Origin of the sequence: Enterobacter sp. CRENT-193 (assembly GCF_002787395.1) — a bacterium.
GTDB classification, from domain to species: Bacteria; Pseudomonadota; Gammaproteobacteria; order Enterobacterales; family Enterobacteriaceae; genus Enterobacter; species Enterobacter hormaechei_C.
On sequence record NZ_CP024812.1, the window covers coordinates 4,348,553 to 4,375,061 of the forward strand.

27 protein-coding genes are annotated in these 26,509 nt (G+C 57.8%); 12 read left to right on the top strand and 15 right to left on the bottom strand.

What is annotated here, in order from left to right:
• The first annotated feature begins 141 nt into the window (after nt 1-141).
• Entirely contained in the window at nt 142-570 is a 429-nt protein-coding gene (gene uspG, locus CU081_RS21745; RefSeq protein ID WP_022650588.1) for a universal stress protein UspG, read from the top strand.
• A gap of 59 nt (nt 571-629) precedes the next feature.
• Here the strand turns inward: uspG and ahpF are convergent, their stop codons facing one another.
• Nucleotides 630-2,195: an alkyl hydroperoxide reductase subunit F gene (ahpF, locus tag CU081_RS21750; protein ID WP_022650587.1), complete on the bottom strand. Its 1,566-nt coding sequence runs from the start codon at nt 2,193-2,195 to the stop codon at nt 630-632.
• A gap of 242 nt (nt 2,196-2,437) precedes the next feature.
• On the bottom strand, nt 2,438-3,001 hold the full coding sequence (gene ahpC, locus CU081_RS21755; RefSeq protein WP_003858764.1) for an alkyl hydroperoxide reductase subunit C: 564 nt from the start codon (nt 2,999-3,001) through the stop codon (nt 2,438-2,440).
• A 621-nt stretch (nt 3,002-3,622) separates the two neighbouring features.
• Here ahpC and citR point away from each other — a divergent pair.
• The 3 genes from citR to CU081_RS21770 all read left to right on the top strand — a co-directional run bounded on the left by citR (nt 3,623) and on the right by CU081_RS21770 (nt 6,506).
• Nucleotides 3,623-4,543 carry a DNA-binding transcriptional repressor CitR gene (gene citR, locus CU081_RS21760; protein WP_022650586.1) on the top strand — a complete coding sequence of 307 codons (921 nt, stop codon included), beginning with the start codon at nt 3,623-3,625 and terminating at the stop codon, nt 4,541-4,543.
• Nucleotides 4,544-4,671: 128 nt separating this feature from the next.
• Nucleotides 4,672-5,895 carry a phosphoadenosine phosphosulfate reductase gene (locus CU081_RS21765; RefSeq protein WP_023315608.1) on the top strand — a complete coding sequence of 408 codons (1,224 nt, stop codon included), beginning with the start codon at nt 4,672-4,674 and terminating at the stop codon, nt 5,893-5,895.
• A complete protein-coding gene (locus CU081_RS21770) occupies nt 5,880-6,506 on the top strand; it encodes an IbrB-like domain-containing protein (RefSeq protein WP_022650584.1) in 627 nt (208 codons plus the stop codon). Before CU081_RS21765 ends, CU081_RS21770 begins: the two co-directional genes overlap by 16 nt.
• On the opposite strand, the gene CU081_RS21775 is transcribed toward CU081_RS21770, so the two are convergent.
• Nucleotides 6,507-7,667: a pyridoxal phosphate-dependent aminotransferase gene (locus CU081_RS21775; protein WP_003858773.1), complete on the bottom strand. Its 1,161-nt coding sequence runs from the start codon at nt 7,665-7,667 to the stop codon at nt 6,507-6,509. It abuts the gene before it with no gap.
• Between the two features lie 122 nt (nt 7,668-7,789).
• Here CU081_RS21775 and CU081_RS21780 point away from each other — a divergent pair, with 122 nt between their 5' ends.
• Genes CU081_RS21780 through CU081_RS21790 form a run of 3 tightly spaced genes read left to right on the top strand, consistent with a single transcriptional unit; the run spans nt 7,790 to nt 9,629 of the window.
• Nucleotides 7,790-8,404, top strand: a complete 615-nt coding sequence (locus CU081_RS21780; RefSeq protein WP_022650583.1) for a methylthioribulose 1-phosphate dehydratase — start codon at nt 7,790-7,792, stop codon at nt 8,402-8,404.
• Nucleotides 8,401-9,090, top strand: a complete 690-nt coding sequence (mtnC, locus tag CU081_RS21785; RefSeq protein ID WP_006809660.1) for an acireductone synthase — start codon at nt 8,401-8,403, stop codon at nt 9,088-9,090. The genes CU081_RS21780 and mtnC overlap by 4 nt, the downstream gene beginning before the upstream one ends.
• Nucleotides 9,087-9,629, top strand: coding sequence for a 1,2-dihydroxy-3-keto-5-methylthiopentene dioxygenase (locus CU081_RS21790; RefSeq protein WP_022650582.1), 543 nt, complete (start codon nt 9,087-9,089; stop codon nt 9,627-9,629). The genes mtnC and CU081_RS21790 overlap by 4 nt, the downstream gene beginning before the upstream one ends.
• Nucleotides 9,630-9,682: 53 nt before the next feature.
• Here the strand turns inward: CU081_RS21790 and CU081_RS21795 are convergent, their stop codons facing one another.
• Together CU081_RS21795 and mtnA are read right to left on the bottom strand one after the other, a co-directional pair.
• Nucleotides 9,683-10,153 carry an SRPBCC family protein gene (locus tag CU081_RS21795; protein ID WP_022650581.1) on the bottom strand — a complete coding sequence of 157 codons (471 nt, stop codon included), beginning with the start codon at nt 10,151-10,153 and terminating at the stop codon, nt 9,683-9,685.
• Nucleotides 10,154-10,195: 42 nt separating this feature from the next.
• Nucleotides 10,196-11,212 carry an S-methyl-5-thioribose-1-phosphate isomerase gene (gene mtnA, locus CU081_RS21800; protein WP_022650580.1) on the bottom strand — a complete coding sequence of 339 codons (1,017 nt, stop codon included), beginning with the start codon at nt 11,210-11,212 and terminating at the stop codon, nt 10,196-10,198.
• A 102-nt stretch (nt 11,213-11,314) separates the two neighbouring features.
• Between mtnA and mtnK the strand changes: the two genes are divergently transcribed.
• On the top strand, nt 11,315-12,514 hold the full coding sequence (gene mtnK / locus CU081_RS21805; protein ID WP_022650579.1) for an S-methyl-5-thioribose kinase: 1,200 nt from the start codon (nt 11,315-11,317) through the stop codon (nt 12,512-12,514).
• Nucleotides 12,515-12,566: 52 nt separating this feature from the next.
• Here the strand turns inward: mtnK and CU081_RS21810 are convergent, their stop codons facing one another.
• The 4 genes from CU081_RS21810 to CU081_RS21825 are packed head-to-tail and all read right to left on the bottom strand — an operon-like array spanning nt 12,567 to nt 17,383.
• Entirely contained in the window at nt 12,567-13,808 is a 1,242-nt protein-coding gene (locus CU081_RS21810; RefSeq protein ID WP_022650578.1) for an LVIVD repeat-containing protein, read from the bottom strand.
• The gene (locus tag CU081_RS21815; RefSeq protein WP_022650577.1) at nt 13,805-14,869 is read right to left on the bottom strand and encodes a sugar ABC transporter substrate-binding protein; all 1,065 of its coding nucleotides are present in this window, start codon (nt 14,867-14,869) and stop codon (nt 13,805-13,807) included. The genes CU081_RS21810 and CU081_RS21815 overlap by 4 nt, the downstream gene beginning before the upstream one ends.
• A 19-nt stretch (nt 14,870-14,888) precedes the next feature.
• Nucleotides 14,889-15,884 carry an ABC transporter permease gene (locus CU081_RS21820; RefSeq protein ID WP_022650576.1) on the bottom strand — a complete coding sequence of 332 codons (996 nt, stop codon included), beginning with the start codon at nt 15,882-15,884 and terminating at the stop codon, nt 14,889-14,891.
• The gene (locus CU081_RS21825) at nt 15,881-17,383 is read right to left on the bottom strand and encodes a sugar ABC transporter ATP-binding protein (RefSeq protein ID WP_022650575.1); all 1,503 of its coding nucleotides are present in this window, start codon (nt 17,381-17,383) and stop codon (nt 15,881-15,883) included. The genes CU081_RS21820 and CU081_RS21825 overlap by 4 nt, the downstream gene beginning before the upstream one ends.
• 159 nt (nt 17,384-17,542) lie before the next feature.
• Here CU081_RS21825 and CU081_RS21830 point away from each other — a divergent pair, with 159 nt between their 5' ends.
• From CU081_RS21830 to CU081_RS21845, 4 genes are all read left to right on the top strand, one after another.
• Nucleotides 17,543-18,631, top strand: a complete 1,089-nt coding sequence (locus CU081_RS21830; RefSeq protein ID WP_003858784.1) for an oxidoreductase — start codon at nt 17,543-17,545, stop codon at nt 18,629-18,631.
• Nucleotides 18,632-18,688: 57 nt separating this feature from the next.
• Nucleotides 18,689-19,432, top strand: a complete 744-nt coding sequence (locus CU081_RS21835; protein WP_017382507.1) for an SDR family NAD(P)-dependent oxidoreductase — start codon at nt 18,689-18,691, stop codon at nt 19,430-19,432.
• A 183-nt stretch (nt 19,433-19,615) separates the two neighbouring features.
• Nucleotides 19,616-19,918 carry a type II toxin-antitoxin system RelE family toxin gene (locus CU081_RS21840; protein ID WP_022650574.1) on the top strand — a complete coding sequence of 101 codons (303 nt, stop codon included), beginning with the start codon at nt 19,616-19,618 and terminating at the stop codon, nt 19,916-19,918.
• A complete protein-coding gene (locus CU081_RS21845; protein WP_022647392.1) occupies nt 19,893-20,297 on the top strand; it encodes a helix-turn-helix domain-containing protein in 405 nt (134 codons plus the stop codon). The genes CU081_RS21840 and CU081_RS21845 overlap by 26 nt, the downstream gene beginning before the upstream one ends.
• Here the strand turns inward: CU081_RS21845 and CU081_RS21850 are convergent.
• The 6 genes from CU081_RS21850 to entE all read right to left on the bottom strand — a co-directional run bounded on the left by CU081_RS21850 (nt 20,294) and on the right by entE (nt 26,501).
• Nucleotides 20,294-20,491: a YbdD/YjiX family protein gene (locus tag CU081_RS21850; RefSeq protein ID WP_006809671.1), complete on the bottom strand. Its 198-nt coding sequence runs from the start codon at nt 20,489-20,491 to the stop codon at nt 20,294-20,296. The two genes, CU081_RS21845 and CU081_RS21850, sit on opposite strands and share 4 nt — an antisense overlap.
• A gap of 114 nt (nt 20,492-20,605) precedes the next feature.
• On the bottom strand, nt 20,606-22,711 hold the full coding sequence (cstA, locus tag CU081_RS21855; protein ID WP_015571172.1) for a pyruvate/proton symporter CstA: 2,106 nt from the start codon (nt 22,709-22,711) through the stop codon (nt 20,606-20,608).
• 149 nt (nt 22,712-22,860) lie between these two features.
• Nucleotides 22,861-23,274 carry a proofreading thioesterase EntH gene (gene entH, locus CU081_RS21860; RefSeq protein WP_015571173.1) on the bottom strand — a complete coding sequence of 138 codons (414 nt, stop codon included), beginning with the start codon at nt 23,272-23,274 and terminating at the stop codon, nt 22,861-22,863.
• Nucleotides 23,274-24,026, bottom strand: a complete 753-nt coding sequence (gene entA, locus CU081_RS21865) for a 2,3-dihydro-2,3-dihydroxybenzoate dehydrogenase EntA (protein WP_022650573.1) — start codon at nt 24,024-24,026, stop codon at nt 23,274-23,276. Before entA ends, entH begins: the two co-directional genes overlap by 1 nt.
• Nucleotides 24,026-24,880, bottom strand: coding sequence for an isochorismatase (locus tag CU081_RS21870; RefSeq protein ID WP_022650572.1), 855 nt, complete (start codon nt 24,878-24,880; stop codon nt 24,026-24,028). The genes entA and CU081_RS21870 overlap by 1 nt, the downstream gene beginning before the upstream one ends.
• A gap of 10 nt (nt 24,881-24,890) precedes the next feature.
• Nucleotides 24,891-26,501: a (2,3-dihydroxybenzoyl)adenylate synthase EntE gene (gene entE, locus CU081_RS21875; protein WP_022650571.1), complete on the bottom strand. Its 1,611-nt coding sequence runs from the start codon at nt 26,499-26,501 to the stop codon at nt 24,891-24,893.
• Between the last annotated feature and the right edge of the window lie 8 nt (nt 26,502-26,509).

Sequence of the window (26,509 nt, forward strand, 5' to 3'; positions counted from 1 at the left end):
GCTACCTCTCGGGATCTGCCCCGGAATCCGGCTGTTTTGAGATTTATCCTGGCGAGATAAAAAAGTGCTGTCGGGATTACAGAAACCATTTATATTTTGTGGTTGAATGATTTCAGCGTTTATTAACAAGGAGAAACGGTTATGTATCAAACAATCATTATGCCGGTTGATGTTTTTGAAATGGAACTGAGTGATAAGGCTATACGTCACGCGGAATTTCTCGCGCAGCAGGACGGAATTATTCATCTTCTGCATGTTTTGCCGGGCTCTGCCAGCCTGAGCCTGCATCGTTTCGCTGCTGATGTGCGTCGTTTTGAAGAGCATTTACAGCACGAAGCCGAGACGCGCCTGCAAACCATGGTCGGGCACTTCAGCATCGATCCTTCCCGCATCAAAACCCACGTCCGGTTCGGTAGCGTGCGCGACGCCGTTAATGAGCTTGCCGGGGAATTAAATGCCGACGTGGTAGTGATTGGTTCACGTAACCCTTCCATCACCACTCACCTGCTGGGGTCGAACGCCTCCAGCGTGATCCGCCACACCCACATTCCGGTGATGGTCGTCAGATAAAAAAAGAGGCCACCTTTAGGTGGCCTCTGGCATTGCAGGTGTCGTCTTGCTTTCTTTTATTATGCAGTTTTGGTGCGGATCAGGTAATCAAACGAGCTCAGCGACGCTTTCGCACCTTCACCGGTAGCGATGATGATCTGTTTGTACGGCACGGTGGTGCAGTCGCCCGCCGCAAATACGCCCTTCACGCTGGTTTCGCATTTCGCATCGATGATGATCTCGCCCATGCGGTTACGCTCAATAGCGCCTTCCAGCCAGGTGGTGTTTGGCAGCAGGCCAATCTGAACAAAGATCCCTGCCAGCGCTACGCTGTGGATATCGCCGCTCACGCGGTCACGGTATTCCAGACCAGTCACTTTGCTGCCGTCGCCTTTCACTTCTGTCGTCTGGGCATTGAGCACAATGTCGACGTTATTCAGGCTACGCACCTTATCCTGCAACACCTGGTCCGCTTTCATCTCCGGAGCGAACTCCAGCAGGGTAACGTGTTCCACAATTCCCGCCAGATCGATAGCCGCTTCCACGCCGGAGTTACCGCCGCCGATCACCGCGACGCGTTTACCTTTGAACAGCGGGCCGTCACAGTGGGGGCAATAGGTCACGCCTTTGGTGCGATACTGATCTTCGCCCGGGACGTTCATGTTGCGCCATTTCGCGCCGGTGGCAATGATCACGCTGCGCGCCTTCAGCACCGCGCCGGACGCCGTTTCAATCTGGTGCAAACCACCCTCGACCGCCGCCGGAACCAGTTTGCTGGCGCTCTGGCTGTCAATGACATCCACGTCGTAGTCGCTGACGTGCGCTTTCAACGCACCTGCCAGCTTCTGGCCTTCGGTTTTCGGCACGGAAATGTAGTTTTCAATGTCTACGGTATCCAGAACCTGACCACCGAAACGCTCGCCCATCAGACCGGTACGGATCCCTTTACGTGCGGAGTAGACCGCTGCCGCCGCGCCCGCCGGGCCTGAGCCAACAATCAGCACGTCATAAGCATCGCGTTGGTTCAGCTCTTCCGCCGCGCGTTTTTCTGCGCCGGTATCCACTTTGGCGACGATTTCGGTCAGCGTCATGCGCCCCTGGCCGAACTCCTGGCCATTCAGGTAAACCGCCGGAACGCCCATCACGTTGCGCTCGGTGATTTCGTTCTGGAACGTACCGCCGTCAATCGCCGTGTGCTTAATGCGTGGGTTGAGGACTGACATCAGGTTCAGCGCCTGCACCACGTCCGGGCAGTTGTGGCAGGAGAGCGAGTAATAGGTTTCAAACTCAAAATCACCGTCGATATCGCGGATCTGCTCCAGCAGCGCCTGCGCTTCTTTTGACGGATGACCACCGGTCCACAGCAGCGCCAGCACCAGGGACGTAAATTCGTGCCCCAGCGGAGAGCCCGCGAAACGCGGCCCCTGGTCAGACCCTGGGTTGGCGATCAGGAAAGAAGGCTTACGGACTGCCAGCGTGTTGTCTTCTTTGAAGGTCACTTTCGGCGACAGCTCAGCAATCTCTGTCAGCAGTGCTTTGATTTCTGCCGATTTCGCGCTGTCGTCCAGCGTGGCAATCAGCTCAACAGGTTTGGTCAGTTTCTCAAGGTAGGCCTTGAGCTGGGTTTTCATGTTAGTGTCGAGCATTATTCTTCCCTCTCTTAAAACGTCATCATGCAAGCCGCCTTATACGGGCTGCCTGAATGCAACTTGCATCATGGTGCTGGAATGAAATGGGCGCGGGGAGCGCCCATGACTGAAACAATTTCCAAAGTATTTCGCGTCAGAGCAAGGCGGCTAGCCTGAGAATCCCCGGGAGCTTACTGAAGTAAGTGACCGGGGTGAGCAGGCGACGCCAACGCAGCTATGGCGTGAAAAACGACGGAAATTTAGATCTTGCCGACCAGGTCCAGAGATGGCGCCAGCGTCGCTTCGCCTTCTTTCCATTTCGCCGGGCACACTTCGCCTGGGTGAGAAGCAACGTACTGAGCCGCTTTCACTTTGCGCAGCAGGTCAGATGCATCACGGCCGATACCTTCAGCGGTAACTTCGATAGCCTGGATAATGCCCTGCGGGTCAACAACGAAGGTCGCGCGGTCTGCCAGGCCTTCATCTTCACGCATGTTGTCGAAGTTACGGGTCAGGGCGCCAGTCGGGTCGCCGATCATCGCGTATTTGATTTTCGCGATAGTTTCAGAGCTGCTGTGCCACGCTTTGTGGGTGAAGTGGGTATCGGTAGAAACAGAGTAAACGTCTACGCCCAGCTTTTGCAGTTCTTCGTAGTGGTCTGCCACGTCGCCCAGTTCGGTCGGGCAAACGAAGGTGAAGTCAGCCGGATAGAAGAAGAACACGCTCCAGCGGCCTTCGATATCTTTCTCGGTTACTTCGATGAACTCACCGTTTTTGAACGCCTGGTTTTTGAAAGGTTTAATTTTAGTGTTAATCAAAGACATCTGTACTTCCTCCGTGTTTTCGTTGAGATGTAAGGTAACCAACTTTATCCATCGGGGCTAATGCGTATGCTTTATCAAATCAATCAGCCAAACCTTACAACAGCAACAAGACAGCAAGGTGAACCTTTTACAGGAAAGCCTGAAAGTAAAAAGGCCGCCTCAACGGGCGGCCCTGATACCTGAATTCCCCGCAGGTACATTCAGTGCCAGCCGAAGCTGGCGTTGCGTTGCGCTCTACATACCTTGTATCAAGGCCGTAACAGCGCTTTGATTACAGCACCCCTGCGCGCATTGAGCAATGCATAAGAGGGATAGTCCTGCCTATGGCTGTGATAGGCAGTATCGAAGAGTTCTCTGAAAGATTATAAATTTAATTTCATTATGGGTTTCACGCTATATATAAACACCACTTTTCATTCAAATAATTCAATCAAACTTTAAAGATAAAATTATCTTAATTAGTCTTGAAGTTATGTTTCAATAATCCAAAGCCGTGATATATTAAGATCACTTAAATTTTAAATTAAGCGAGTTATTCACACGGATTGTAAAGGGTAACTTCACTCTGTCGTACTCCAGGATGGGATAACGACAGCAAACTCAACTCACTCAGGACGAAACATGGCAAACCTCTACGACCTAAAAAAATTCGATCTCAATCTGTTAGTCATCTTCGAATGCATTTACCAACACCTCAGTATCAGTAGGGCTGCCGAGACGCTTTATATCACGCCATCCGCCGTCAGCCAGTCGCTGCAACGCCTGCGCGGTCAGCTTAATGACCCCCTGTTTATCCGTTCAGGAAAGGGAATTACGCCAACCACGGTAGGTACCAACCTGCATCATCATCTGGAAAAAAATCTCAATCAGCTTGAGCAGACGATCAACATGATGCATCACTCGGACATCAAAAAAAAGTTCGTTATCTATTGCTCTCAAATGGTGTCTCCTGGTTCGATGCTCGAACCGTTGAAGCTTTTAATATCTGAAGAGAATTATGAGATAGAGCAAAGAGACATGCTCATTTCCTCCGAATCAGCGGAAGATTTGTTGGCCTATCGTAAGGCCGATCTCATCTTCTCTATCGCACCTATCCACAATCGCTCTGTGGTCTGCACCCACTTCACCACGGTGCCGATAGCCTTAATCTGTAGAGCAGACCACCCAAGGCTCGCTGACGCAGTCACGCTGGAAGTGCTATACCAGGAGAAATTCACTTTTTACCAGAGTGCTCATCCGGGTGTAAAAGAGTTTCAGAGTCGCGCAAATGACGCGTTTCCGGAAAGAAATATTGCTTTTCGTACGGACTCCCTTAGCTCTCTCATCTCCATGGTCTGTTCATCTGATCTGTTAGGCTTCATCCCCGTGTCGATCTATGAAACATATAAAGAACCGTTGAAATTAAAAAGGCTTGAGCCACCGTTTGAGCTGCCTGAATTAAAGATCTATATGCTCTACAGCCGTTCATCACTGAATAGCACTGTTTTTTCAACATTCATTGAAAAAATGCATAAGCTCTGCGTTTCTCCGCCGTCTGCGTAAAATACATTTGCATGGTGAATGCAAATAAGGCAACCCGAAGAAAATGCCCCCGTGAAATTAAGGACAAATAATTCCATAATATCGTTTTGTTTTTTTCCAGACATTTAATACGCAGGACGCGATTAATCATGTCGATCTATAAAATCCCTTTACAGGAAAATGTTTTAGACGCTTCTGCGGAACGCATAGACTGGACGCTTAACAATTTCTCCAGGGTCTGCGTTTCCTTTTCCGGTGGAAAAGATTCTACCGTGATGCTGCATCTCGTTGCCCAGAAAGCACGGCAATTAAAGCGAAAAATAGATGTCATCTTTCTGGACTGGGAAGCGCAATTCTCCTCAACCATTCAGCATGTTGACACGATGAGAACGCTGTATCGGGATGTTATCCATCAGTTCTGGTGGGTAGCGCTTCCGCTCACGACCCAGAACGCCCTGTCACAGTTTCAACCTGAATGGCAGTGCTGGGAACCCGGGACAAACTGGGTTCGCCAGCCACCGGAAGATGCCATTACCGATTACCACTATTTCGATTTTTATCAGCAGGGAATGACGTTTGAAGCCTTCGTGCGCGAGTTTGCCGAATGGTATGCACAAAAACGTCCTGCCGCCGTCATGGTGGGGATCCGCGCCGATGAATCTTACAACCGCTTTCTGGCTATCGCGTCGGCGCGTAAGCAGCGCTTTTCTGACGATAAACCCTGGACGACCGTCGCCCCGGGTGGGCACGCCTGGTATATCTACCCCTTGTACGACTGGAAAACCGCCGACATCTGGACGTGGTTCGCGAAATCAAAATGTTGCTATAACCCGTTATACGACCTGATGTACAAGGCGGGGGTGCCGCCGCGTTATATGCGCATCTGCGAACCGTTTGGCCCGGAACAGCGTCAGGGCTTGTGGCTCTATCATGTCATTGAACCCGAACGCTGGGCGGCGATGTGTGAACGCGCCTGCGGCGTGCGAAGCGGAGGTATTTATGCCGGGCACGATAACCATTTTTATGGCCACCGGAAGATCCTGAAACCAGACCATCTCGGCTGGCGCGAATACGCCATGCTGTTACTCGACAGCATGCCGCAAAATACGGCGGAACATTACCGCAACAAAATCGCGGTTTATCTCCACTGGTATCAAAAGCGAGGCATGAACGATATTCCCGACACGCAGGAGGGTGACATTGGTGCAAAAGATATCCCTTCCTGGCGACGCATTTGTAAGGTTTTACTCAACAATGACTATTGGTGCCGGGCACTTTCGTTTAGCCCAAATAAGCCTAAACACTATCAGCGCTACAGCGACAGAGTGAAAGCAAAACGCAAGGAATGGGGGATTTTATGCAACAACGAATAATCACCGAAATGGAAACGTACCTTCAGGCACTTTCAGAAGAAGAGCGAATAGCCGCTATTAATGCGTTTCGTCAGGCATTACATGAAATCAGCCCTTTTCGCGATCAGCCCGTCGATTGCGTATTGTGGATAAAAAAGACAAACATCACCGCTAACGATTACAACCCAAATAACGTCGCGCCGCCGGAAAAGCGGCTGCTCAGCAAGTCACTGGAGCTGGATGGATTCACACAACCTATCGTTGTGACGGAAAATGCGCCACAGCACTACGAAATTGTCGATGGTTTTCACCGTCATGATATCGGCAGTAACCGGGCGATCCTGAAGCGCCAGCTTAAAGGTTACCTCCCTGTTACCTGCCTGCGTAAAGCGCGCCAGGAAAAGTTCGATCGCATGGCGGCAACTATTCGTCACAACCGCGCGCGTGGACGCCACCAGATCAACGCCATGTCAGAAATCGTGCGAGAACTGGTGCTTATGGGCTGGAGTGAGCAGAAAATTGGCCAGGAGTTGGGTATGGACAGCGATGAAGTGCTGCGTCTGAAGCAGATCAACGGTCTGCTCGAACTCTTCGCAGACCGTCGTTTTTCAGAAGCCTGGACGGTGAAATAGTCAGAGCGTCGCCAGACGCTCTGCCGCAGCGAGCAGCGTCGATTCCTGCTTCGCAAAGCAAAGACGAATCAGCTTATGCGGGAAGGGATCGGCGCAGAACACCGACAGCGGAATGGCCGCCACTCCCACCTCTTTCGTCAACAACTGGCAGAAACTCACGTCGTCCAGATCGGAAATCGCGCTGTAGTCGGCCAGCAGGAAATAGGTTCCTTCAGACGGCAAAATTTCCAGGCGGCTTTTGCTCAGCGCCGCCACAAACAGATCCCGACGTTCACGATAGAAGTGCGGCAGCTCGCGGTAATGTCCGGGTTCCGCACGCAGCATATCCGCCAGCGCCAGCTGAGCCGGTGTGTTCACGGCAAACGTCAGGTACTGATGCACTTTGCGCAGCTCAGCGCTAATGGCCGCCGGGGCCACGCAGTACCCTACCTTCCAGCCGGTCATATGGTAGGTTTTCCCAAATGACGATACCGCGATTGCACGCTCGCGAAGTTGCGGATGCGCCAGCACGCTGGCATGCCCCACTTCGGCGAAGCAGATATGCTCATACACCTCGTCGCTCAGAACATATATTTCACGTTCGGCGATGGCCTGCCACAGCGCAGCAAAATCGGCTTTTTGCCACACCGTCGCCGACGGATTATGCGGAGTATTCAGGATCACCAGACGGGTTTTGTCACTCAGCAGCGCAGCAAATGCCTGCCAGTCAGGGCGAAAATGCGGTGGCTGGAGCGCCACGCGCTTCACCACGCCGCCGGCCAGTTCAATCGCCGGGGCGTAGCTATCGTAGCTCGGGTCAAAACAAATCACCTCATCACCCGTACGCACCAGGGCGGTTATCGCCGCATACAGCGCTTCGGTCGCCCCTGCCGTCACCGTAATATCGCTGTTCGCGTCAGGCTTATGGCCGTATAACTCCGCCGTTTTATCCGCAATGGCTTCACGCAACGTCTGCACGCCGGTCATCGGCGCATACTGGTTGGCTCCCTGCGCAACGTGGTACGCCAGACGCTCCTGCAAATATTTCGGCCCATCAAAATCCGGGAAACCTTGTGAGAGGTTAATGGCGTTGTGCTGCTGCGCCAGGGCGCTCATCTGCGTAAAAATCGTCGTGCCGAGATTGGGAAGTTTACTCTGCGGGATCAACGGGTTATTGCTCATTGTAGTGTGCCTGCCTGTAATACTTATGTTGCTGACACTATAACACGATGTTAGTCTTTGGCAATCAAGACGCTTAGACGTCTAAACGATATAAATATTCCTGGCCGAGAGGGTAAAAGGAAATGACAGACAACCTGCAACTCACACACCTGGTCGAGGCCTGCCGCTGGATTGGCGCTAAAGGCTGGGCGCCCGCTACCGGCGGCAATATGTCCGTGCGTCAGGATGAACACCTGTGCTGGCTGAGCGAATCCGGAAAAGATAAAGGTAGCCTGACCACCGCCGATTTTCTACAGGTTGAAATCGCCACCAACCGTGCGCCGTCTGGCCGTAAACCGTCGGCAGAGACCGGGCTGCATACCCTCATCTATCGCCTGTTCCCCGAAGCTAACGCCGTCCTGCACGTTCACACCGTCAATGCCACGGTGCTGTCGCGGCTGGTGAACGAGGCCGAGCTGAAGATCACCGGTTTCGAGATGCAAAAATCCCTTACCGGGCAGACCACGCATCGGGATACGGTGGCCATCCCGGTGTTTGATAACGACCAGGACATCGACGCCCTCGCCTCGCGCATCGCCCATTACGCGCAGGAACGCCCGCTTAATTATGGTTTTCTTCTGCGCGGCCATGGCTTAACCTGCTGGGGACGCGACGTGGCCGAAGCCCGCCGTCATCTGGAAGGTTTAGAATTCTTATTTGAATGCGAAATGCGTTTACGACAATGGGAGAGAGTATGATTCGCGCGATTGTGACGGATATTGAAGGGACCACCAGCGATATCCGTTTTGTCCATGATGTTTTGTTCCCCTACGCGCGTGAGCGGCTGGCGGCCTTCGTGACCGCGCAGCAGTACGCCGAGCCGGTCAAATCGATTCTGGACAACCTGCGCGATGAAATCAGCGCTCCGCATGCCAGCGTCAGCGATCTCATCAACGTGCTGTTTACCTTTATGGATGAAGACCGCAAATCGACGGCGCTCAAAGCCCTGCAAGGCATCATCTGGCAGGACGGTTACGTCAACGGTGACTTTACCGGACACCTCTATCCTGACGTACTGCCCGCGCTGGAAAAGTGGAAGGCACAAGGGATTGATCTCTATGTTTATTCCTCTGGCTCCGTCGCCGCGCAGAAACTGTTATTTGGCTACAGCGACGAAGGTGATATTACTCACTTATTCAGCGGCTATTTTGATACCCACATTGGCGCCAAGCGCGAGGTGCAGTCTTATCAAAATATTGCGGCGCAAACGGGCATCGCCCCGTCGCAGATCCTGTTTCTGTCGGATATTCATCAGGAGCTGGACGCGGCTGAACAGGCGGGTTTTCGCACCCTGCAACTGATTCGCGGTGAAGATGACGGCGCAAGCCATCACCATCAGATCCACCAGTTTGACGAGATTAATCCGGAGCAGATCCCTTCATGAGCGCATTGACCATTTATTCCGATAAAGACGCCAGTCAGCACCAGTGGCACAGCACCGACGCCGCCGAGATTGCCCAACAGCTCAACGCAAAAGGCGTGCGGTTTGAACGCTGGGCTGCGGATCGCGATTTAGGACACGATCCCGCGCCTGAAGCCGTGATCGCGGCGTATCAACATGCGATCGACAAACTGGTGGCAGAGAAGGGCTATCAGAGCTGGGACGTGATCAGCCTGCGCGCCGACAATCCGCAGAAAGACGCGCTGCGCGCGAAGTTCCTGAACGAACACACCCACGGCGAAGACGAAGTACGTTTTTTCGTGGAAGGGGCGGGATTATTCTGCCTGCACATCGGCGATGAGGTGTATCAGGTGCTGTGCGAGAAAAACGACCTGATCTCCGTGCCCGCAGGCACGCCGCACTGGTTTGATATGGGCTCAGAGCCGAACTTTACCGCCATTCGTATTTTCGATAACCCGGAGGGTTGGGTGGCGCAGTTTACCGGGGATGCGATTGCGGATGCGTATCCGCGCCTGGTCTGATCTTTTCTCCCTCTCCCTGTGGGAGAGGGTCGGGGTGAGGGCACCAGCGCGCACTAAGCGTTAAGCCCTTTCACATACCCCACCAGCTGATCCAGCACAATCCCCCACCCTTCGTGGAAGCCCATCTGCTCATGCTGCTCACGAATTTCCTTCGTGGGGTGGCGCGCAATCGCCTTATAGCGGGTTTTGCCCTCCCCGGCGTCTTCCAGCAACAAAATTGCCGTCATAAACGGCTTCTCGGCCGGTTTCCAGCCTTCGGTATAGCCGTCGGTAAAGACCAGCTTTTTCCCCGGATCGATTTCAAGGAATACGCCCCGGTTATCCATCCGCTGCCCGTCCACCTCAAACACGGTATTGAACCGCCCGCCCACGCGCAGGTCGAGGTCGCATTCGTTCACCTTATGGGGAGCAGGAATGAAGAATTTTTTGATGTGCTCTGGCGTAGTCCAGCAGAGCCACAGCAGATCGCGCGGTGCGTCCACCACGCGCTCCAGTTTTAAGTCTGTTTCAGGATCGAGCGTCACGATGTTGTCCTCTTAAGGGAGCCCCTTAAAGGATAGCCGGACTCAGGCAAATTTCCCTTCCGCCACCTCGTCCGGAGTGACCACGCCCGTATCCAGCACCCAGCCGCTAATCAGCGAGGCGGGGGTGACGTCAAACGCCGGGTTATAGACCTGCGCGTTTTCCGGCGCCCACTGCACCGCGCCAAAGCTTCCCGCCACGCCCGTCACCTCGCTGGCGGCGCGCTGCTCAATCGGGATCGCGTCGCCGTTCGGGCAGTCCGGGTCGAGGGTCGTTTGCGGCGCGGCGACATAGAACGGAATGCCGTGGAATTTCGCCAGCACCGCCAGAGAGTAGGTGCCGATTTTGTTCGCCACGTCGCCGTTGGCCGCAATGCGGTCTGCCCCCACCCACACAGCGTCCACCTGCCCTTTTGCCATCAGGCTGGCGGCCATGGAGTCGGTAATTAGCTGATACGGCACGCCCAGCTCGCCGAGTTCCCACGCGGTCAGCCTGCCGCCCTGCAATAGCGGACGGGTTTCATCCACCCAGACGTTGCTTACCTTGCCTTCCTTATGCGCGCGAGCAATCACCCCCAGCGCGGTACCGACGCCCGCCGTCGCCAGCCCGCCGGTGTTGCAGTGGGTCAGCAGACGGCTGCCGGGCTTCACCAGCGCGCTGCCCGCTTTTGCAATCGCGTCGCAGAGCCGTTTGTCTTCGTCAATCAGGCGCAGCGCCTCAGCCACCAGCGCCGGAACGAAATCCTCTTCCCACAGCGCAGGCTTCATGCGGTCGAGGTTGTTCATCAGGTTTACCGCCGTCGGGCGGGATGCGCGCAGGGTTTCCATCGCCACCGCCAGCTCGTCGCGGCTTTTGCCGCTTTCCGCTAACAGCGCCAGCAGCAGGCTTGCAGAGAGACCAATCAACGGCGCGCCGCGTACGCGCAAAGCGTGGATATGCCCGACCAGCGCCTCGACCGTCGAGGCATCCACCCAGCGTTTCTCCTGCGGAAGCGCCTGTTGGTCGAGAATAAAGAGCTGATTATTCGCCACCCGCAGGCTGGTCGTCTGTAATGTCTGCATGTCGTTGATTCCCTGTTGCGTTGTTGTAGCACATTGTGTCAGGATGAAATCCAGATGTATAGACGTCTACATGTCTTAATTAGCAAAACTGAGGAGCAGGCCATGTCGCAATACCGTACCTTTACCGCTCAGGACGCCGTGGAGTATGCCAGGCAGTTTGGCGGACTTGACGATCCGTCATCGCTGGTAGAGGCGCAGGAAGTGGGCGACGGCAACCTCAATCTGGTTTTTAAAATTTTCGACAGCGCGGGCGTCAGCCGCATCGTCGTTAAGCAGGCGCTGCCCTACGTACGCTGCGTCGGCGAATCCTGGCCGCTGACGCTGGATCGTGCCCGTCTTGAAGCGCAAACCCTGGTCGAGCATTACCAGCACAGCCCTCAGCACACCGTGAAAATCCACCACTTTGATCCGGAACTGGCGGTGATGGTGATGGAAGATCTCTCCAGCCATCGCATCTGGCGCGGCGAGCTGATCAGAAATAATTATTACCCACAGGCAGCGCGTCAGCTGGGGGAATATCTGGCTCACACCCTTTTCCACACCAGCGATTTTTATCTGCATCCGCACGAGAAAAAAGCGCAGGTGGCAAAATTCATCAACCCGGAGATGTGCGAGATCACCGAAGATCTGTTCTTCAACGATCCGTACCAGATCCACGCGCGCAACAGCTACCCGGCCGAGCTGGAAAACGATGTTGCCGCCCTGCGCGACGACGCCCAGCTTAAAATCGCCGTGGCCTCCCTCAAGCACCGCTTTTTCGCGCACGCCGAAGCCCTGCTGCACGGAGACATTCACAGCGGCTCGATTTTTGTGGCCGACGGCAGCCTGAAGGCCATCGACGCTGAGTTCGGCTATTTCGGGCCGATTGGCTTTGACGTTGGCACCGCCATCGGCAACCTGCTGCTCAACTTCTGCGGCCTGCCGGGGCATCTGGGCATTCGCGATGCCGCCGCCGCGCGCGAGCAGCGCCTGACCGATATTCAGGAACTGTGGAACACCTTTGCGGAGCGCTTCCAGGTACTGGCAAACGAGAAAGCCCGCGACGCCGCACTCAGCGCACCGGGCTATGCCTCCGCATTCCTGAAAAAGGTCTGGCACGATGCCATCGGATTCTGCGGCACCGAGCTGATTCGCCGCAGCGTCGGGCTTTCCCATGTGGCGGATATCGACACCATTCAGGATGAAGCGATGCGTCACGAATGCCTGCGCCACGCGATATCCCTCGGTAAAGCGCTGATTGTGATTGCCGACCGCATCGACAGCGCGGAAGAGCTGGTGGCACGGGTGCGGCAGTACAGTTGATTTTCTCCCTCTCCCTGTGGGAGAGGGCCGGGGTGAGGGCATCAAACCGCACTCACCCCAGATACTCAATCACCGACAGCCCGCCGTTATAGTCCGTGCTGTAAATAATCCCCTGCGCGTCCACAAACACGTCACACGACTGGATCACCTGCGGGCGATTCGGCCGCGTATCCATCATCCTCTCCGGCGCCGCGGGCACCAGCGCTCCCGTTTCCACCGGGCGATACGGATTGGAAATGTCATACGCGCGCACGCCCGCGTTCTGATACGTCGCGAAGATCAGCGTGGAGCTGACAAAGCTCCCCGGCCGGTTCTCGTGCAGGTTGTGCGGGCCAAAATGCGCCCCTTTCGCCACGTAGTCGATTTCATCCGGCTGCGGGAAGGTAGAGATACTCACCGGGTTCGACGGCTCGCGAATATCAAACAGCCAGATCAGCTTCTCGCCGTCTTCCTGGTTATCGAGCACCGCTTCGTCCAGCACCACCAGCAGATCGCGGTCCGGCAGCGGCAGCGCGGTGTGCGTCCCACCGCCAAACGGCGGGCTCCAGTTACGGTGGCTAATGAGCTTAGGCTGGGTGCGATCCTTCACGTCCAGCAGCGTCAGGCCGCCGTCGCGCCAGCTGCCGTACGCGGTATCCCCGGCAATAATCGCGTGGTGGAGGGCGTAGCGTTTCCCTTCCGGCCAGTCCGGCTGTTCGCCTGCGGACTGGTTCATCCCCGGCAGCCACCAGCGCCCCGCCACCTCGGGCTTGCGCGGGTCCGCCAGGTCAATGGTCAGGAAAATGTAGTCGGTAAAACCGTCGATCAGCGCCGACACGTACGCCCAGCGGCCACCGACGTACCAGATGCGGTGAATGCCGATGCCGCTCAGCGACAGAAAGCCGATTTCGCGCGGCCTGTCCGGCGTGGAGATATCAAAAACGCGAAGCCCGGCGCTCCAGCCCCTGTCCTGAACGTCGCTGACGGTCTCTCCTACCTGACGGGTGTAGTAGACCTTCTCGTCGGCGAAGCGGGCATCGGCAAACAGATCCCGGGCGTTGATCACCAGCAGCAGGTCGTCATGCGCCTGGAGGTGCACGTTCCAGGTGCCCGGCGGCGCGGGGACATAGCCCGCGGGTTTCGGATTTTTTGGATCGCGCACGTCGACAATCGAAAAGCCCTGCGACACCATATGGCCGATATACGCAAAGCCGCGGTGCACCATCAGCTGCACGCCATCCGGACGACCGCCCTGGTCGCTATGGCCAATCAGCCGCATATTGCGGCTGTATTCTGGCGTAGGAAGCATGCTCATTTATTTTTCGCTTCCAGCGTCGCAAACCACGGCGCGATAAAATCTTCCGTCTGGCCCCAGCCCGGAATGATTTTGCCCAGCGACGCCACGTTCACCGCCCCCGGCTGCGCGGTCAGCAGCGCCTGCGGGATCGCAGCGGCTTTGAAGTCGTAGGTGGCAGGCGTGGCTTCACCGGCAATCTTGTTGGCGATCAGGCGTACGTTGGTCGCGCCAATCAGCTTCGGATCTACCGCCACGCTCACCTTCCACGGGCTACCCGGCTCGCGCATCAGCTGTAAATCCTGGTTGGAGATGTCGATGCTGTAGAGTTTGATCTCGGTGCGGCCGTTCTCTTTCAGCGCCTTATACGCGCCCTGGCTGAAGGCATCCCAGGTCCCCCAGATGGCGTCGATTTTGCCTTTCGGGTATTTCGCCAGGATCGCACCCACCTTGTTGGCGGTGTCGCCCTGCACGTCAGAGGAGACCGCGCCGATGGACTCCAGCTCTTTAATCTCCGGGTATTGCTTTTGCAACTCTTTATACGCCGCCTGACGACGCTCCATCGGCGGGAAGCCCGCTACCCACAGCTTGACGATATTGGCCTTGCCGTTGAAATCTTTCGCCAGCTGGCCGAAGGAGAGATTGGTCAGAGAGGCATCGTCCTGTTGGGTAACGGTCACGCCCGGGATCTCGCCATTGACGGCGGTATCAAATACGGCGACCTTGATCCCGGCATCCACCGCCTTTTTTACCAGCGCGGTGGAGTACGGATCGCGGCCCTGCGACAGGATGATCCCGTCATATTTCTGGCTGATGGCCTGGTTCACGAAGTCCTGGAATTTAGCGTCATCCCCGTTGCTCAAAAAGGTGCTGACCTTAAAGCCGAGCTTTTTCCCTTCCTGAATGGCCCCGGCAACAAACTGCGTGGTGTTGTCGTCTGAGCCGAGGTTGCGGATCACCGCAATGCGAATGGGGCCGTCATGGTTGGCAATGGCCGCCGGGAGCGGTGCGGGCGTGGCCGCGAAGCCAGGCAGAGCGGTGAATAACCCTAATGCCACCAAAGAGAGTGCAATCTTTTTCATTTTTTATACCGTTGTGTTGTCAGCGTTTTTGTATGTAGGTAATCGCCAGCGCTACCGCGAGCACCAGCCCTTTTATAATGTCCATGGCGTAATACGGCACGGAGAGCATCACCAGCCCGTTCGACAGCACGCCGAGAATCACCGCCCCGACCAGGGTCCCCAGGGCATTCGGCTTGCCGGACCCGGCCAGCGAGAAGCCGATCCACGCCGCCGCCACCGCATCCATCAGGTAACCGCCGCCCGCGTTCACCTGCGATGAGCCAATACGCGAGGCCAGCAAAATCCCGCCCAGGCCCGCCAGCAGGGAGGCAATCACGTAGGCCGCCACCTTGTAGCGCGTGGTGCGAATCCCCGAGAGGCGCGCCGCTTCCGGGTTACCGCCAATGGCGTACATCCGACGACCGTGAGTGGTCAACGAGAGGCCAAGCTGCGCCAGCACCGTCACCACCAGCATGACGATCACGATAGTCGGTACCTGTCCCAGCAGGCTGAACGTCGCAGGGATGGTGCCTTCCGCCATGTCGCCGCTCGGCAGCACCATGTTCTCAGTAATCGACCCGCCGTAGCTGTAGGTCATCGCCACGCCCTGGATGACAAACAGGCTGGCGAGGGTGGCGAGCATGTCCGGAATGCGCAGGATGACGATCAGGAAAGCGTTAAACAGGCCGACCAGCGTGCAGAGCGCGAGAGTGATTACAATCGACTCGGTGGTGCCGAAGCCGTGCCAGACGAAGAGCGAAATCACCAGCGCGTTCGCCAGCGACGCGGTGGATCCCACCGAGAGATCGAACCCGCCGACGGTCAGGGAGATCGACACGCCGATGGCAATCACCGTCACGATGGCAATCGAGCGCAGAATGTTAATGATGTTGTTCGGATCGAGGAAGCTGTCCGACGCCAGGCCAAAAACGGCCACCAGCGCGACGACGGTCAGCAACATGCCCCACTTGTAGAGAAAATCGAAAATCTGCTGACGGCCAGACGCCGCCGCGCTCACTGAAAGGGCCTTGCTCACGACGCCGTTCCTCCGGTTGAATAATAAAGTAGTGTCTCTTCACGGGCCTCGGCCCCGGCGATTTCCGCCACGATGCGCCCGTCCCACAGGACGCAGATGCGGTCGCACAGCCCGACCAGTTCGGCAAATTCGCCCGAGGCGTAAATCACCCCTTTGCCCTCGCGCGCCAGGCCGTCGATAAGCTGAAACAGATCGGTTTTGGCCTTCACGTCCACGCCTTTGGTCGGCTCGTCGAATATCAGCACGCTGGCGTCATTACGCAACCATTTACCGATGGCGACCTTCTGCTGGTTGCCGCCGGAGAGACGTCGCAAAACCTGCCCGGGACCGCGGGCGCGAACGCCGACGCGGGCGATCACCTCCTCCGCCCAGCGCCACGCCTGACGATGGCCGAACAGGCTCCAGCGCGAGAAGCTGTTATCGGCGCACACGGCAAGATTCATGCTCACCGGCTCGTCGATAAAAATGCCCTCTTTGCGCCGCTCTTCCGGCACCAGCGCCAGGCCGCGCAGCACCGAGTCCGCCGGGTCGCGCGGTTTCCAGTCCTGATGGTTCAGCTCGCCGTTCGCGACGCGGCTTTTACTGGCGCCAAACAGCGCCTTACAGAGTTCGGTTTTGCCCGCGCCCGCCAGCCCGGCAATGCCGAGAATTTCGCCCTTGCGCAGGTGCAGCGAGATATCTTTCAGCAGCGCGTCGTCGTGCAGCCCTTCTACCCGCAGCAGCGTTTCGTCGCCGTGCGGCGGGCGCGCGGGCGGGTAGATATCGCTCAGCACGTGGCCGAGCATCTTCTCAACGATCGCTTCACCGCTGAGATCGGCCATCGGGCCAGACTCAATCAGCCTGCCGTCGCGCAGCACCGTCAGGGTGTCGCAGATAGCTTTTAGCTCGTGAATGCGGTGTGAGATAAACACCACGCCGATGCCCTGCTGTTGCAAACGTCTTACTACCGCAAACAGACGCTCGCTCTCGTGCGCGTCAAGCGGCGCGGTGGGTTCATCAAGAATCAAAAAACGGCAGTGATGAGATAACGCCCGCGCCAGCAAAATCTGCTGTTTTTCAGCCAGCGTGCAGCCGTCGATGGAGCGGCGAACGTCGAGCGAAACATCCAGCTGCGCCAGCGCCTGCCGCGCCTGCTGGCGGATGTCGCGCCAGCGGTAGCGGTGCCCTGGCTGCGCCAGCTGGTCGAGCATGATGTTTTCAGCAATGCTTAACCCCGGGATCAGCGCCACGTCCACCTCCTGCTGCACGAGGTGGATGCCCAGCCGTTTGGCGTCCAGCGGCTCGCGGATGCTTACCGGCTGGTTGTTAATGCAGATTTCGCCTTCATAGTGGTCGTGCGTCCCGCACAGCACCGCCATCAGCGTCGATTTCCCCGCGCCGTTGGCGCCGGTCAGCGCATGCACCGACCCGCCGTTCAGCGTGAAGTCCACGCGCGACAGCGCCTGAAAGCCGGAAAAGGCCAGGCTGATACCGCGCATCTCAAGGCGACTGGAAACCATCCGCGTAAATCCTTCATTACTCTTCTGATTTAGCGAATTTTTCACAGCTCCGGTTGACTGACAACGACGGAAAAGGCATAAGATAAAGCGAAATATTATTAGCCATCCGGATGTCCAGACATAACATCGGGTTAGCGCTTGCTAAAAAAGGACAACTTCATGAGCAACACCGATATCCGCGTCGTACCCGGCCCGGCGAACTACTTCTCTCATCCGGGAAGCCTTGCACACCTGGATAATTTCTTTACTCCGGAACAACTTTCCCGCGCGGTGTGGATCTACGGCGAGCGGGCAATCGAGGGCGCACGCCCTTATCTGCCGCAGAGTTTTAACGCGACGGGGGCAAAACATCTGTTGTTTAAGGGCCATTGCAGCGAGCGTGACGTCACTCATCTGGTAAACGAGTCGGGAAGTGAAACCAGCGTGGTGATTGGCGTGGGCGGCGGTGCGGTAATGGATACCGTCAAGGCCGTGGCGCGTTGTCTGGGCGTGCCGTTCGTGGGCATTCCCACTATCGCCGCCACCTGCGCGGCGTGGACCCCGCTCTCCGTGTGGTACAACGATGCCGGTCAGGCGCTACAGTTTGAGATTTTTGACGACGCCAACTTTCTGGTGCTGGTGGAGCCGCAGATCATCCTTAACGCCCCGGCGGAATACCTGCTGGCGGGCATCGGCGATACGCTGGCGAAGTGGTACGAAGCGGCGGTGCTCGCCCCTCAACCTGAGAGTCTGCCGCTGACCGTGCGTCTTGGCCTGAACGGTGCGCTGGCGATCCGCGACGTGCTGCTGGAACGCAGCGAAGAGGCGCTTGCAGATCAGCAGCGCGGCGAACAGACGCAGGCGTTCCGGGACGTGGTGGATGCGATTATTGCCGGAGGCGGAATGGTCGGCGGTCTGGGTGAGCGCTATACCCGCGTGGCGGCGGCGCACGCGGTGCACAACGGCTTAACCGTGCTGCCGCAGACGGAAAAATACCTGCACGGCACCAAGGTGGCCTACGGCATTCTGGTCCAGAGCGCCCTGCTCGGCCAGGACGACGTGCTGGCGCAGCTGGTGGCGGCGTACCGGCGCTTTAACCTGCCAATCACGCTTCGCGAGCTGGACGTCGATATTCACAACCGCGACGAGCTGGATAAGGTCATTGCCCACACCCTGCGCCCGGTGGAGTCGATTCACTATCTGCCGGTGACGTTAACGCCTGAGGTGCTGCGCGCCGCGTTTGCGAAGGTGGAATCCTTCAGCCGTTAATTGCGCCGACGGGCTATACCTAATGATGATTCTCTCCACTCTTGCAACGAGGTCATCATGCAGATCGATTTAACAGGTAAAAAGGCGCTGGTTACCGGCGCCAGCCGCGGGCTGGGTCGGGCGATTGCGCTGTCGCTGGCGCGCGCCGGTGCCGATGTGGTTATCACCTACGAAAAATCCGTCGATAAAGCCCAGCAGGTCGTCGATGAGATCAACGCGCTGGGGCGACACGGCGAGGCGATTCAGGCCGACAGCGCCAGCGCGCAGGCGATTCAGGATGCGGTCACGCAGGCGGCGCGCTCCCTCGGCGGGCTGGATATTCTGGTCAATAACGCCGGGATTGCGCGCGGCGGCCCGCTGGAGTCCATGACCCTGGCGGACATCGACGCTCTGATCAACGTCAACATCCGCGGCGTGGTGATCGCCATTCAGGAAGCGCTGGTGCACATGTCGGACGGCGGACGCATCATCAACATCGGCAGCTGTCTGGCGAACCGCGTGGCGCAGCCGGGGATCGCCGTCTACTCGATGACCAAGTCTGCCCTTAACTCTCTCACCCGAGGTCTGGCCCGTGATTTAGGCCCGCGCGGCATTACCGTCAACCTGGTCCACCCCGGCCCGACCAACAGCGATATGAACCCGGAAGACGGCGAGCAGGCTGACTCTCAGCGTCAGCTTATTGCCCTGGGCCATTACGGCCAGCCGGAGGATATCGCAGCGGCAGTCACCTTCCTCGCCAGCCCGGCTGCGGGGCAAATTTCCGGCACCGGTCTGGATGTCGACGGCGGTCTGAACGCCTGATCGCAAATTTACTGTATGCCTCTGTCGCCCGGCAGAGGCCTGTTCGAGCCGCCTCGACGATTCGCGTTTTGCCGCTTTCTCGCGGTTATTCTCCGCTCTACAGTACCCCATTAGAAATTCGGAATTTATCTAATAGTCTTATTATTTCCTTATATTTTGTATGGGCGTACAGTGGAGGTACGGATGAAGATTGTGTGGTCTAAAACAACAGAGAAGCAGTTTTCTAAAATCGATCCTCGATATCAGAACCGCATTAAATTCAGGCTGAAGAAGATGGACGATAAAACATCACCTGTCGCGGATATCAAGAAATTATCTTCTCCCGAAAACCACTACAGGTTGCGATTAGGTGATTACAGGGTCATTTACACCTTCGGAGACCCGCCGGGTGATATCTGCTACGTAGTGGCAGTAAAACGCCGGACAACCACTACCTACCTTCATGAGGAGCATACGGAATATGACTATTCAGTTCATCAAGGATGAAGAAGGAAAAAAACAGTATGTTGTCATACCCTACGGTGAATATTTTCGCATGCGTTTAGCCATGCTTGAGTACGATGACGATGATGAAAACGACTGGGAAGACATCCCTTACGAATCAGACATCTACGATAACGTAGGTTTACCGGGTGAAGTGTGCGACATCATGCATAACGAGAACGTCAGCCTACAGGCTGCCTGGCGCATTTTACGCGGTATGTCCCAGCAGGAGGTGGCGGAGAAGCTTGGCATCAGCCAGTCCGCCGTGTCACAGCTTGAAGCGCTGGACTCCCGACCGCAAAAGCGCACCCGCGAAAAGCTGGCGGCAATTTACGGCTGTAAACAGGAGCAGATCAGCCTCTATTTACCGAAAGAGGGTTAACAGCACTTCGCCCCGCCCTTGCCACCGTAGCGGGCGTCCTGGCGGTCGCGGAAAAATTCTTCGTAGGTCATCGGCGTCTGGTCCGGGTGGTTGACGCGCATATGCTCGACGTAGTTGTCGTAATCCGGCACGCCAATCATCATTTTAGCGGCCTGGCCCAGGTATTTACCTGCTTTGGAAAGGGTGTCGAACATAATCAGTTTCTCGTTTGTATTCCCCTCACCCTGACCCTCTCCCCAAAGGGGAGAGGGAACTTTAACACCCTCTCCCCTTTGGGGAGAGGGCTGGGGTGAGGGGGTTTGGTAATGTTAATGCGCCCCTTTCGCCTGGGTGACAATCTCGTCCAGGTTCTCAGGCATTGGCTCATACGGCGTCTCTTTCGCCGTCGGTTTGTCGACTTTCAACGCCGCCAGCGCGGTTTTCAGAGAATACAACGCCAGCACCACAACCACCACCATAAAGAAGATGGTCAGCCCGGCGTCCAGACGGTTGTTAAACACCAGCTGCGACAGCTGAGATTCGGTGTACTGTGCCGGGATCTTACCGCTGTCGATCATCGCCTGGAACTTGTTGGCGATCGCCAGGAAGCCCACCTTGTTGTCCGGGCTGAAGGCTTTCTGCCAGCCCGCGGTCAGGGTACAGATCAGCAGCCACGCCGTTGGCACCAGCGCCACCCATGCGTAACGCTGGCGCTTCATCTTGAACAGCACTACCGCGCAGAGCATCAGGGCCATGCCCGCCAGCATCTGGTTGGCGATACCGAACAGCGGCCACAGGGTGTTAATCCCGCCCAGCGGGTCGACCACGCCCTGATGCAGGAAGTAGCCCCACGCCAGCACGCACAGCGCCGTCGCCAGCAGGTTAGCCGGGAGTGAGTCGGTACGTTTCAGGTTCGGGGAGATCACCCCCAGCAGATCCTGCAACATAAAGCGCGCCGCACGCGTACCCGCATCCACCGCCGTCAGGATAAACAGCGCCTCGAACAGAATGGCGAAGTGATACCAGAACGAGACATCCATCAGCCCGCCCAGCGCGCCGTGCAGGATGTAGGCCATGCCCACCGCCAGCGTTGGCGCCCCGCCCGCACGGGAGATAATCGACTGCTCGCCGACCTCATTAGCGATATGCGTCAACGTTTCAGGGGTAATCGCAAAGCCCCAGCCGCTCACCACCTGCGCGGCAGAGGCGACCACGTCAACGGTGCCGGCCGGGGCCAGCACCGCCATCGGGCTGTTCATCGCAAAGTAAACGCCCGGGTCAATAATACAGGCCGAAACCAGCGCCATAATCGCCACGAAGGACTCCATCAGCATGCCGCCGTAGCCAATCAGGCAGGCCTGATTTTCATTCGCCAGCATCTTCGGCGTGGTCCCGGAGGCAATCAGCGCGTGGAAGCCCGACACCGCCCCACAGGCGATGGTGATAAACAGGAACGGGAACAGATTGCCGGTCCAGACCGGGCCGGTGCCGTCAATAAATTTGGTCAGCGCAGGCATGGTCAGGGTCGGGCGCATAATCAGAATGCCGATCGCCAGCCCGACGATGGTGCCGATTTTCAGGAAGGTAGAGAGGTAGTCACGCGGGGCCAGCAGCAGCCATACCGGCAGCACCGCCGCCACGAAGCCGTAGCCTACCAGCATCCAGGTCAGCTGCACGCCGGTGAAGTCGAAGAACGGTGCCCAGGTCGGGCTTTCCGCCACCCAGCCGCCGGAGATAATGGCAAACACCAGGAACACCAGGCCAATGACTGACACTTCACCAATGCGCCCCGGACGCAGGTAGCGAATGTAGATCCCCATGAACAGCGCCAGCGGTATGGTGAAGGCGACGGTATAGGTTCCCCACGGGCTGTGGGTCAAGGCTTTCACCACGATCATCGCCAGCACCGCGAGGATGATCACCATGATCATAAAGGTCGCCACCAGCGCAATCACCCCGGCGGTTGCCCCCATCTCTTCTTTCACCAGCTCACCCAGCGAACGACCGTCGCGACGGGTGGAGACGAACAGCACCATGAAGTCCTGCACCGCGCCCGCCAGCACCACCCCCGCGAGGATCCAGATCATCCCCGGCAGGTAGCCCATCTGCGCGGCCAGTACCGGCCCCACCAGCGGGCCTGCCCCGGCAATCGCCGCGAAATGGTGACCGAACAGCACTTTTTTATCGGTCGGCACGTAGTCCAGACCGTCGTTATGACGCACGGCCGGCGTCATGCGCGTGCCGTCTACGCCCAGCACCGTCTTTGCGATATAGCGGCCATAAAAACGGTATGCGATCAGATAAATGCAGACGGAGGCGACGACGATCCACAGCGCGTTGATCTGCTCCCCCCGGTTGAGGGCGATATAGCCCAGGGCAAAGGCTCCCACCACGGAGAGCACCGCCCACGTAAGGTATTTCCCTGAGTTGTTCATAGTTGTTGTCCGTTGTTGTGAAACAGTGAGATGTTACATTTTGTTTCTAGAACAACGGATAAAATTTAACAACTTTGAAACGCAATAATGCGTGGTCAAACCAGAGATTTACACCACAGTGTTAAGCCGATCACTTTCAGCTGAATGACTTACCCCAACACCATCGTACTCAACCGACAGGTACAGCACCGCCGCCCCTGCTCGTCGAACACCACGATCTCCCAGCTCTGGCTGGAACGGCCCAGATGCAGCGGCTGACACACGCCGCGTACCTTACCGTGTGAGACTGCGCGGTGGTGCGTGGCATTCAGTTCCGTACCCACCACGTTCTGCCCGTCACGGGTCATCAGAAAACCGGCCATCGAGCCCAGCGTTTCCGCCAGCGCCGCCGAGGCGCCGCCGTGCAGCAGGCCAAACGGCTGATGGGTGCGCGCATCCACCGGCATCTCCGCTTCCAGCGTATCGTCCCCGAGGCGGGTATAGACGATGCCAAGGTGCCCCACCATCGTATTCAGGCTGGTGGCGTTCAGCTCCTCGAGCGTTAAATGACGTTTCCAGATCATTACGCCCCCAGCGTGGAGCCGCCGTCCACCACGATATCCTGCAAGGTGATATGGCTGGCGGCATCGGATGCCAGGAACAGCACGGTCGCAGCAATCTCCTGCGGACGGGCAATTTTACCGAGCGGAATGCCAAGCTTGAACTGCTCGCCAAAGCCGCGAATGCGCCGCTGTTCCGCATCGTCGCTGGTCCACAGGGTGCGCTGCATGTCGGTATCCGTTGAACCCGGCGACACCAGGTTACAGCGTACGCCGCTGCCCGCCAGTTCCAGCCCGACGGTCAGCGCCAGGCTTTTCAGCGCCGCTTTCGACGCGCCGTAGGCGCTCATGCCTATGCGCGGCGTGTGCGCCGCGTCAGAGGCTACGGTCACAATCGCCCCGCCCTGCTGACGACGGAACTGGCCCATCGTCTGCTGGAACAGGTTGAACGCGCCGCCGACGTTGACCGCAAAGGTCTGCTGCCAGTCCTCCGGCGAAAGCTGATCCGTCGCGCCCATACGCAGAATGCCCGCTGCGTTAACCAGCACGTCGAGCCGCTCAAGGCTGCTGAGCAAATGCCCACAGACGTCACTCGCCTGCGCCGCATCCGCCACGTCCAGCGTTTCGGTAGCAAACGGATATTCGCCGTGAGGGAAAGCCAGATCGAACCCGGTCACCTGCGCCCCGGCCTCCACAAATGCCAGCGCGGTCGCATAGCCAATGCCCTTACCCGCGCCCGTCACCCAGACGGTTTTACCGGTAAAATCAAAAGCCATCACTTCACCTCGCGGGAGAGCAGCGCCCACCAGGCATCGAGGGTCGGATTTTTCGCCAGCATCACGAAGTCGATGTCGCCGTGCGCTTTGCGCCAGCGGGCGGCGAGCGCCATCATCCGTACTGAATCCAGACCGTAGTCGATCAGGTTTTCGTCATCCATCGGCTCGTCGGACTCGTCCAGCAGCGGCAGGATCAGCTCACGCAGTGCGGCTTTCGTTGCCGGAACGGACGGCAGCAGCTCGTCGGTCATCACCACGCGGCCCGAACGTCCGGCCACGTATTTCAGCGACATCAGGTGCTCGTCGCGGGTGAAGTCCGCCAGCGCGTCGGCAATAAAGAACGGCTTGATGTCGCGCATAAAGGCGTCGGTGGCGGTGGTCATGCAGCCGATGTGGGCGTATACGCCGGTGATCAAAAGCTGGTTGCGCCCGGTCTCTTTCAGCATCTGCTCCAGCGGCGAGCGGTGAAACGCGCTGTAGCGCCACTTCACCAGCACGGTGTCCGCTTCATCCGGGGTCAGCTCAGCGACGATGCGCTGCTGCTCCGGCGAACGGGTCAGGCCCGGCCCCCACATGTCGTTCAGCAGGGCACGGTCTTCATCGCTCTGATCTTTCGGCTGCGCGGTGTAATACACCGGAATATTGTGCTCTTTGCAGTACGCGCGCAGTTTAGCGATGTTCGCCACTACCTGCTGCATCATGTCGCTATTTTCGCCCCAGAAGTTCAGGAAGTACTCCTGCATATCGTGGATCAGCAGCGCGGCGCGCTCCGGTTCAAATGCCCAGTTCACCTTGTTGGTCGGCAGCTCTGCGGCGGTTGGCAACGCGTAAGCGGTTAATTTTGGAATGGCCATTCTCTGTTCCTCAGCCCCGGGCGCGTTCAGCAAGCCACAGGCGCAACTGTTTCTTATCAACTTTGCCTACCGGCGTGAGCGGAAGCGCATCCACGCTCTCCACGCGGTCCGGCAGCTTAAATTCGGCAACGCCCTGCTCGCGCAGGAAGCGGCGCACCTCCACCGCGCGCAGGGGCTGTTTCACCACCAGGTACGCGCAGCTTTTTTCGCCCAGCAGGCTGTCCTCCATGCTCACCAGCGCGGCGTGGATCACCGCGTCGTGGCGCAGCAGCAGGTTTTCGATCTCTTCGGCGGCGATCTTCTCGCCACCGCGGTTGATCTGATCTTTCTCGCGCCCCTGCACGGTGATGTAACCCTGCTCGTCGATGGCGATCAGATCGCCCGAGCAGTAGAAACCGTTGGCATCAAAGGCGCTGGCGTTGTGTTCCGGGCTGTTGAAATAGCCGCGGAAGGTATACGGGCCGCGCGTCATCAGACGCCCGACTTCCCCGCGCGGCAGCGGGTTGCCGTCCTCATCCGCCACCCACACTTCATCGTCCGGGCACATCGGGCGGCCCTGGGTATTGATGATGCGCTCCGGCGCATCGTCGAGGGCGGTGTAGTTCACCAGCCCTTCCGCCATGCCAAACACCTGCTGAAGCTGGCAGCCAATTTCCGCCGGAATGCGCGCCGCAAGCGTGGCGGAGAGACGTGCGCCGCCTACCTGGAGCAGTTCGAGGGATTTCAGCTGGGCGTTCCCCGCGCCGTCGGCAATCGCCTGCAACCACAGGCTGACCGCGGGCGGCACCAGCGAGGTGACGTTGATCTGATGCTGCTCAATCAGCGGGAAGCAGAGCGTGGCGCTCGGATCGTTCGCCAGCACCACGCAGCCGCCCGCCGTGAAAACGCCTAACGATCCCGGCGAACTCATGGCGTAGTTGTGCGCCGCGGGAAGCGCGTTCAGATAGCGGGTGTGCGCAGTGATACCGCAGATTTCGTTGCTGCGGCGAATGCTGTAGTCGTAGTCGTTGTGCGTACGCGGGATCAGCTTCGGCGTGCCGGTGCTGCCGCCGGAGAGCTGGAAGAACGCCACTTCGTCTGCGGGCGTCGGGTTCGGGATGAAGTTGTCCGCCGGGCGCGCAATCGCCGCTTCCAGCGCGTGTTCGCCCTTGTCACCGCGCAGCAGCACGACGCGTAACGAGCGATGCGTATCCACAAAGGTATTGAGAAAATCATCACCCGCGAACAGCGCGTGGTCGCGATCGGCAATCAGCACGGCGGGTTTGATCTGCTCCGCGTAGGCGTTGAGTTCACTGCGCTGATGGCTAAAGAGCGCGTTGACCGGCGCGACGCCGATTTGCAGTAGCGCGAAGAAGGTGATGTAGAACTCGGCCACGTTGCCGAGCTGCACCAGCGCGGTCTCGCCGCGATGCAGCCCCTGCGCCTGAAGGGCGGACGCCAGATTCGTCACCGCCTGATTAAACGCGCGGTAGGTAATGCGGCGATCGCCGTCAATTATCGCGACCGCATCGCTGTCCGCATGGTCCGTCAGGATGTGGGTCAGCGGCAGATCCTGCCAGTAGCCTTTTTCACGGTAGCGCCGGGCAAAATCCTCAGGCCAGCGGGTAAAAGGGATGGTCATGAGTATTC

Excerpts from the sequence above, each read along its gene's own strand:
- uspG (WP_022650588.1), top strand. The coding sequence starts at position 142 with ATGTATCAAACAATCATTATGCCGGTTGATGTTTTTGAAATGGAACTG.
- ahpF (WP_022650587.1), bottom strand. The coding sequence starts at position 2,195 with ATGCTCGACACTAACATGAAAACCCAGCTCAAGGCCTACCTTGAGAAA.
- ahpC (WP_003858764.1), bottom strand. The coding sequence starts at position 3,001 with ATGTCTTTGATTAACACTAAAATTAAACCTTTCAAAAACCAGGCGTTC.
- citR (WP_022650586.1), top strand. The coding sequence starts at position 3,623 with ATGGCAAACCTCTACGACCTAAAAAAATTCGATCTCAATCTGTTAGTC.
- CU081_RS21765 (WP_023315608.1), top strand. The coding sequence starts at position 4,672 with ATGTCGATCTATAAAATCCCTTTACAGGAAAATGTTTTAGACGCTTCT.
- CU081_RS21770 (WP_022650584.1), top strand. The coding sequence starts at position 5,880 with ATGCAACAACGAATAATCACCGAAATGGAAACGTACCTTCAGGCACTT.
- CU081_RS21775 (WP_003858773.1), bottom strand. The coding sequence starts at position 7,667 with ATGAGCAATAACCCGTTGATCCCGCAGAGTAAACTTCCCAATCTCGGC.
- CU081_RS21780 (WP_022650583.1), top strand. The coding sequence starts at position 7,790 with ATGACAGACAACCTGCAACTCACACACCTGGTCGAGGCCTGCCGCTGG.
- mtnC (WP_006809660.1), top strand. The coding sequence starts at position 8,401 with ATGATTCGCGCGATTGTGACGGATATTGAAGGGACCACCAGCGATATC.
- CU081_RS21790 (WP_022650582.1), top strand. The coding sequence starts at position 9,087 with ATGAGCGCATTGACCATTTATTCCGATAAAGACGCCAGTCAGCACCAG.
- mtnA (WP_022650580.1), bottom strand. The coding sequence starts at position 11,212 with ATGCAGACATTACAGACGACCAGCCTGCGGGTGGCGAATAATCAGCTC.
- mtnK (WP_022650579.1), top strand. The coding sequence starts at position 11,315 with ATGTCGCAATACCGTACCTTTACCGCTCAGGACGCCGTGGAGTATGCC.
- CU081_RS21810 (WP_022650578.1), bottom strand. The coding sequence starts at position 13,808 with ATGAGCATGCTTCCTACGCCAGAATACAGCCGCAATATGCGGCTGATT.
- CU081_RS21815 (WP_022650577.1), bottom strand. The coding sequence starts at position 14,869 with ATGAAAAAGATTGCACTCTCTTTGGTGGCATTAGGGTTATTCACCGCT.
- CU081_RS21825 (WP_022650575.1), bottom strand. The coding sequence starts at position 17,383 with ATGGTTTCCAGTCGCCTTGAGATGCGCGGTATCAGCCTGGCCTTTTCC.
- CU081_RS21830 (WP_003858784.1), top strand. The coding sequence starts at position 17,543 with ATGAGCAACACCGATATCCGCGTCGTACCCGGCCCGGCGAACTACTTC.
- CU081_RS21835 (WP_017382507.1), top strand. The coding sequence starts at position 18,689 with ATGCAGATCGATTTAACAGGTAAAAAGGCGCTGGTTACCGGCGCCAGC.
- CU081_RS21840 (WP_022650574.1), top strand. The coding sequence starts at position 19,616 with ATGAAGATTGTGTGGTCTAAAACAACAGAGAAGCAGTTTTCTAAAATC.
- CU081_RS21845 (WP_022647392.1), top strand. The coding sequence starts at position 19,893 with ATGACTATTCAGTTCATCAAGGATGAAGAAGGAAAAAAACAGTATGTT.
- CU081_RS21850 (WP_006809671.1), bottom strand. The coding sequence starts at position 20,491 with ATGTTCGACACCCTTTCCAAAGCAGGTAAATACCTGGGCCAGGCCGCT.
- cstA (WP_015571172.1), bottom strand. The coding sequence starts at position 22,711 with ATGAACAACTCAGGGAAATACCTTACGTGGGCGGTGCTCTCCGTGGTG.
- entH (WP_015571173.1), bottom strand. The coding sequence starts at position 23,274 with ATGATCTGGAAACGTCATTTAACGCTCGAGGAGCTGAACGCCACCAGC.
- entA (WP_022650573.1), bottom strand. The coding sequence starts at position 24,026 with ATGGCTTTTGATTTTACCGGTAAAACCGTCTGGGTGACGGGCGCGGGT.
- CU081_RS21870 (WP_022650572.1), bottom strand. The coding sequence starts at position 24,880 with ATGGCCATTCCAAAATTAACCGCTTACGCGTTGCCAACCGCCGCAGAG.
- entE (WP_022650571.1), bottom strand. The coding sequence starts at position 26,501 with ATGACCATCCCTTTTACCCGCTGGCCTGAGGATTTTGCCCGGCGCTAC.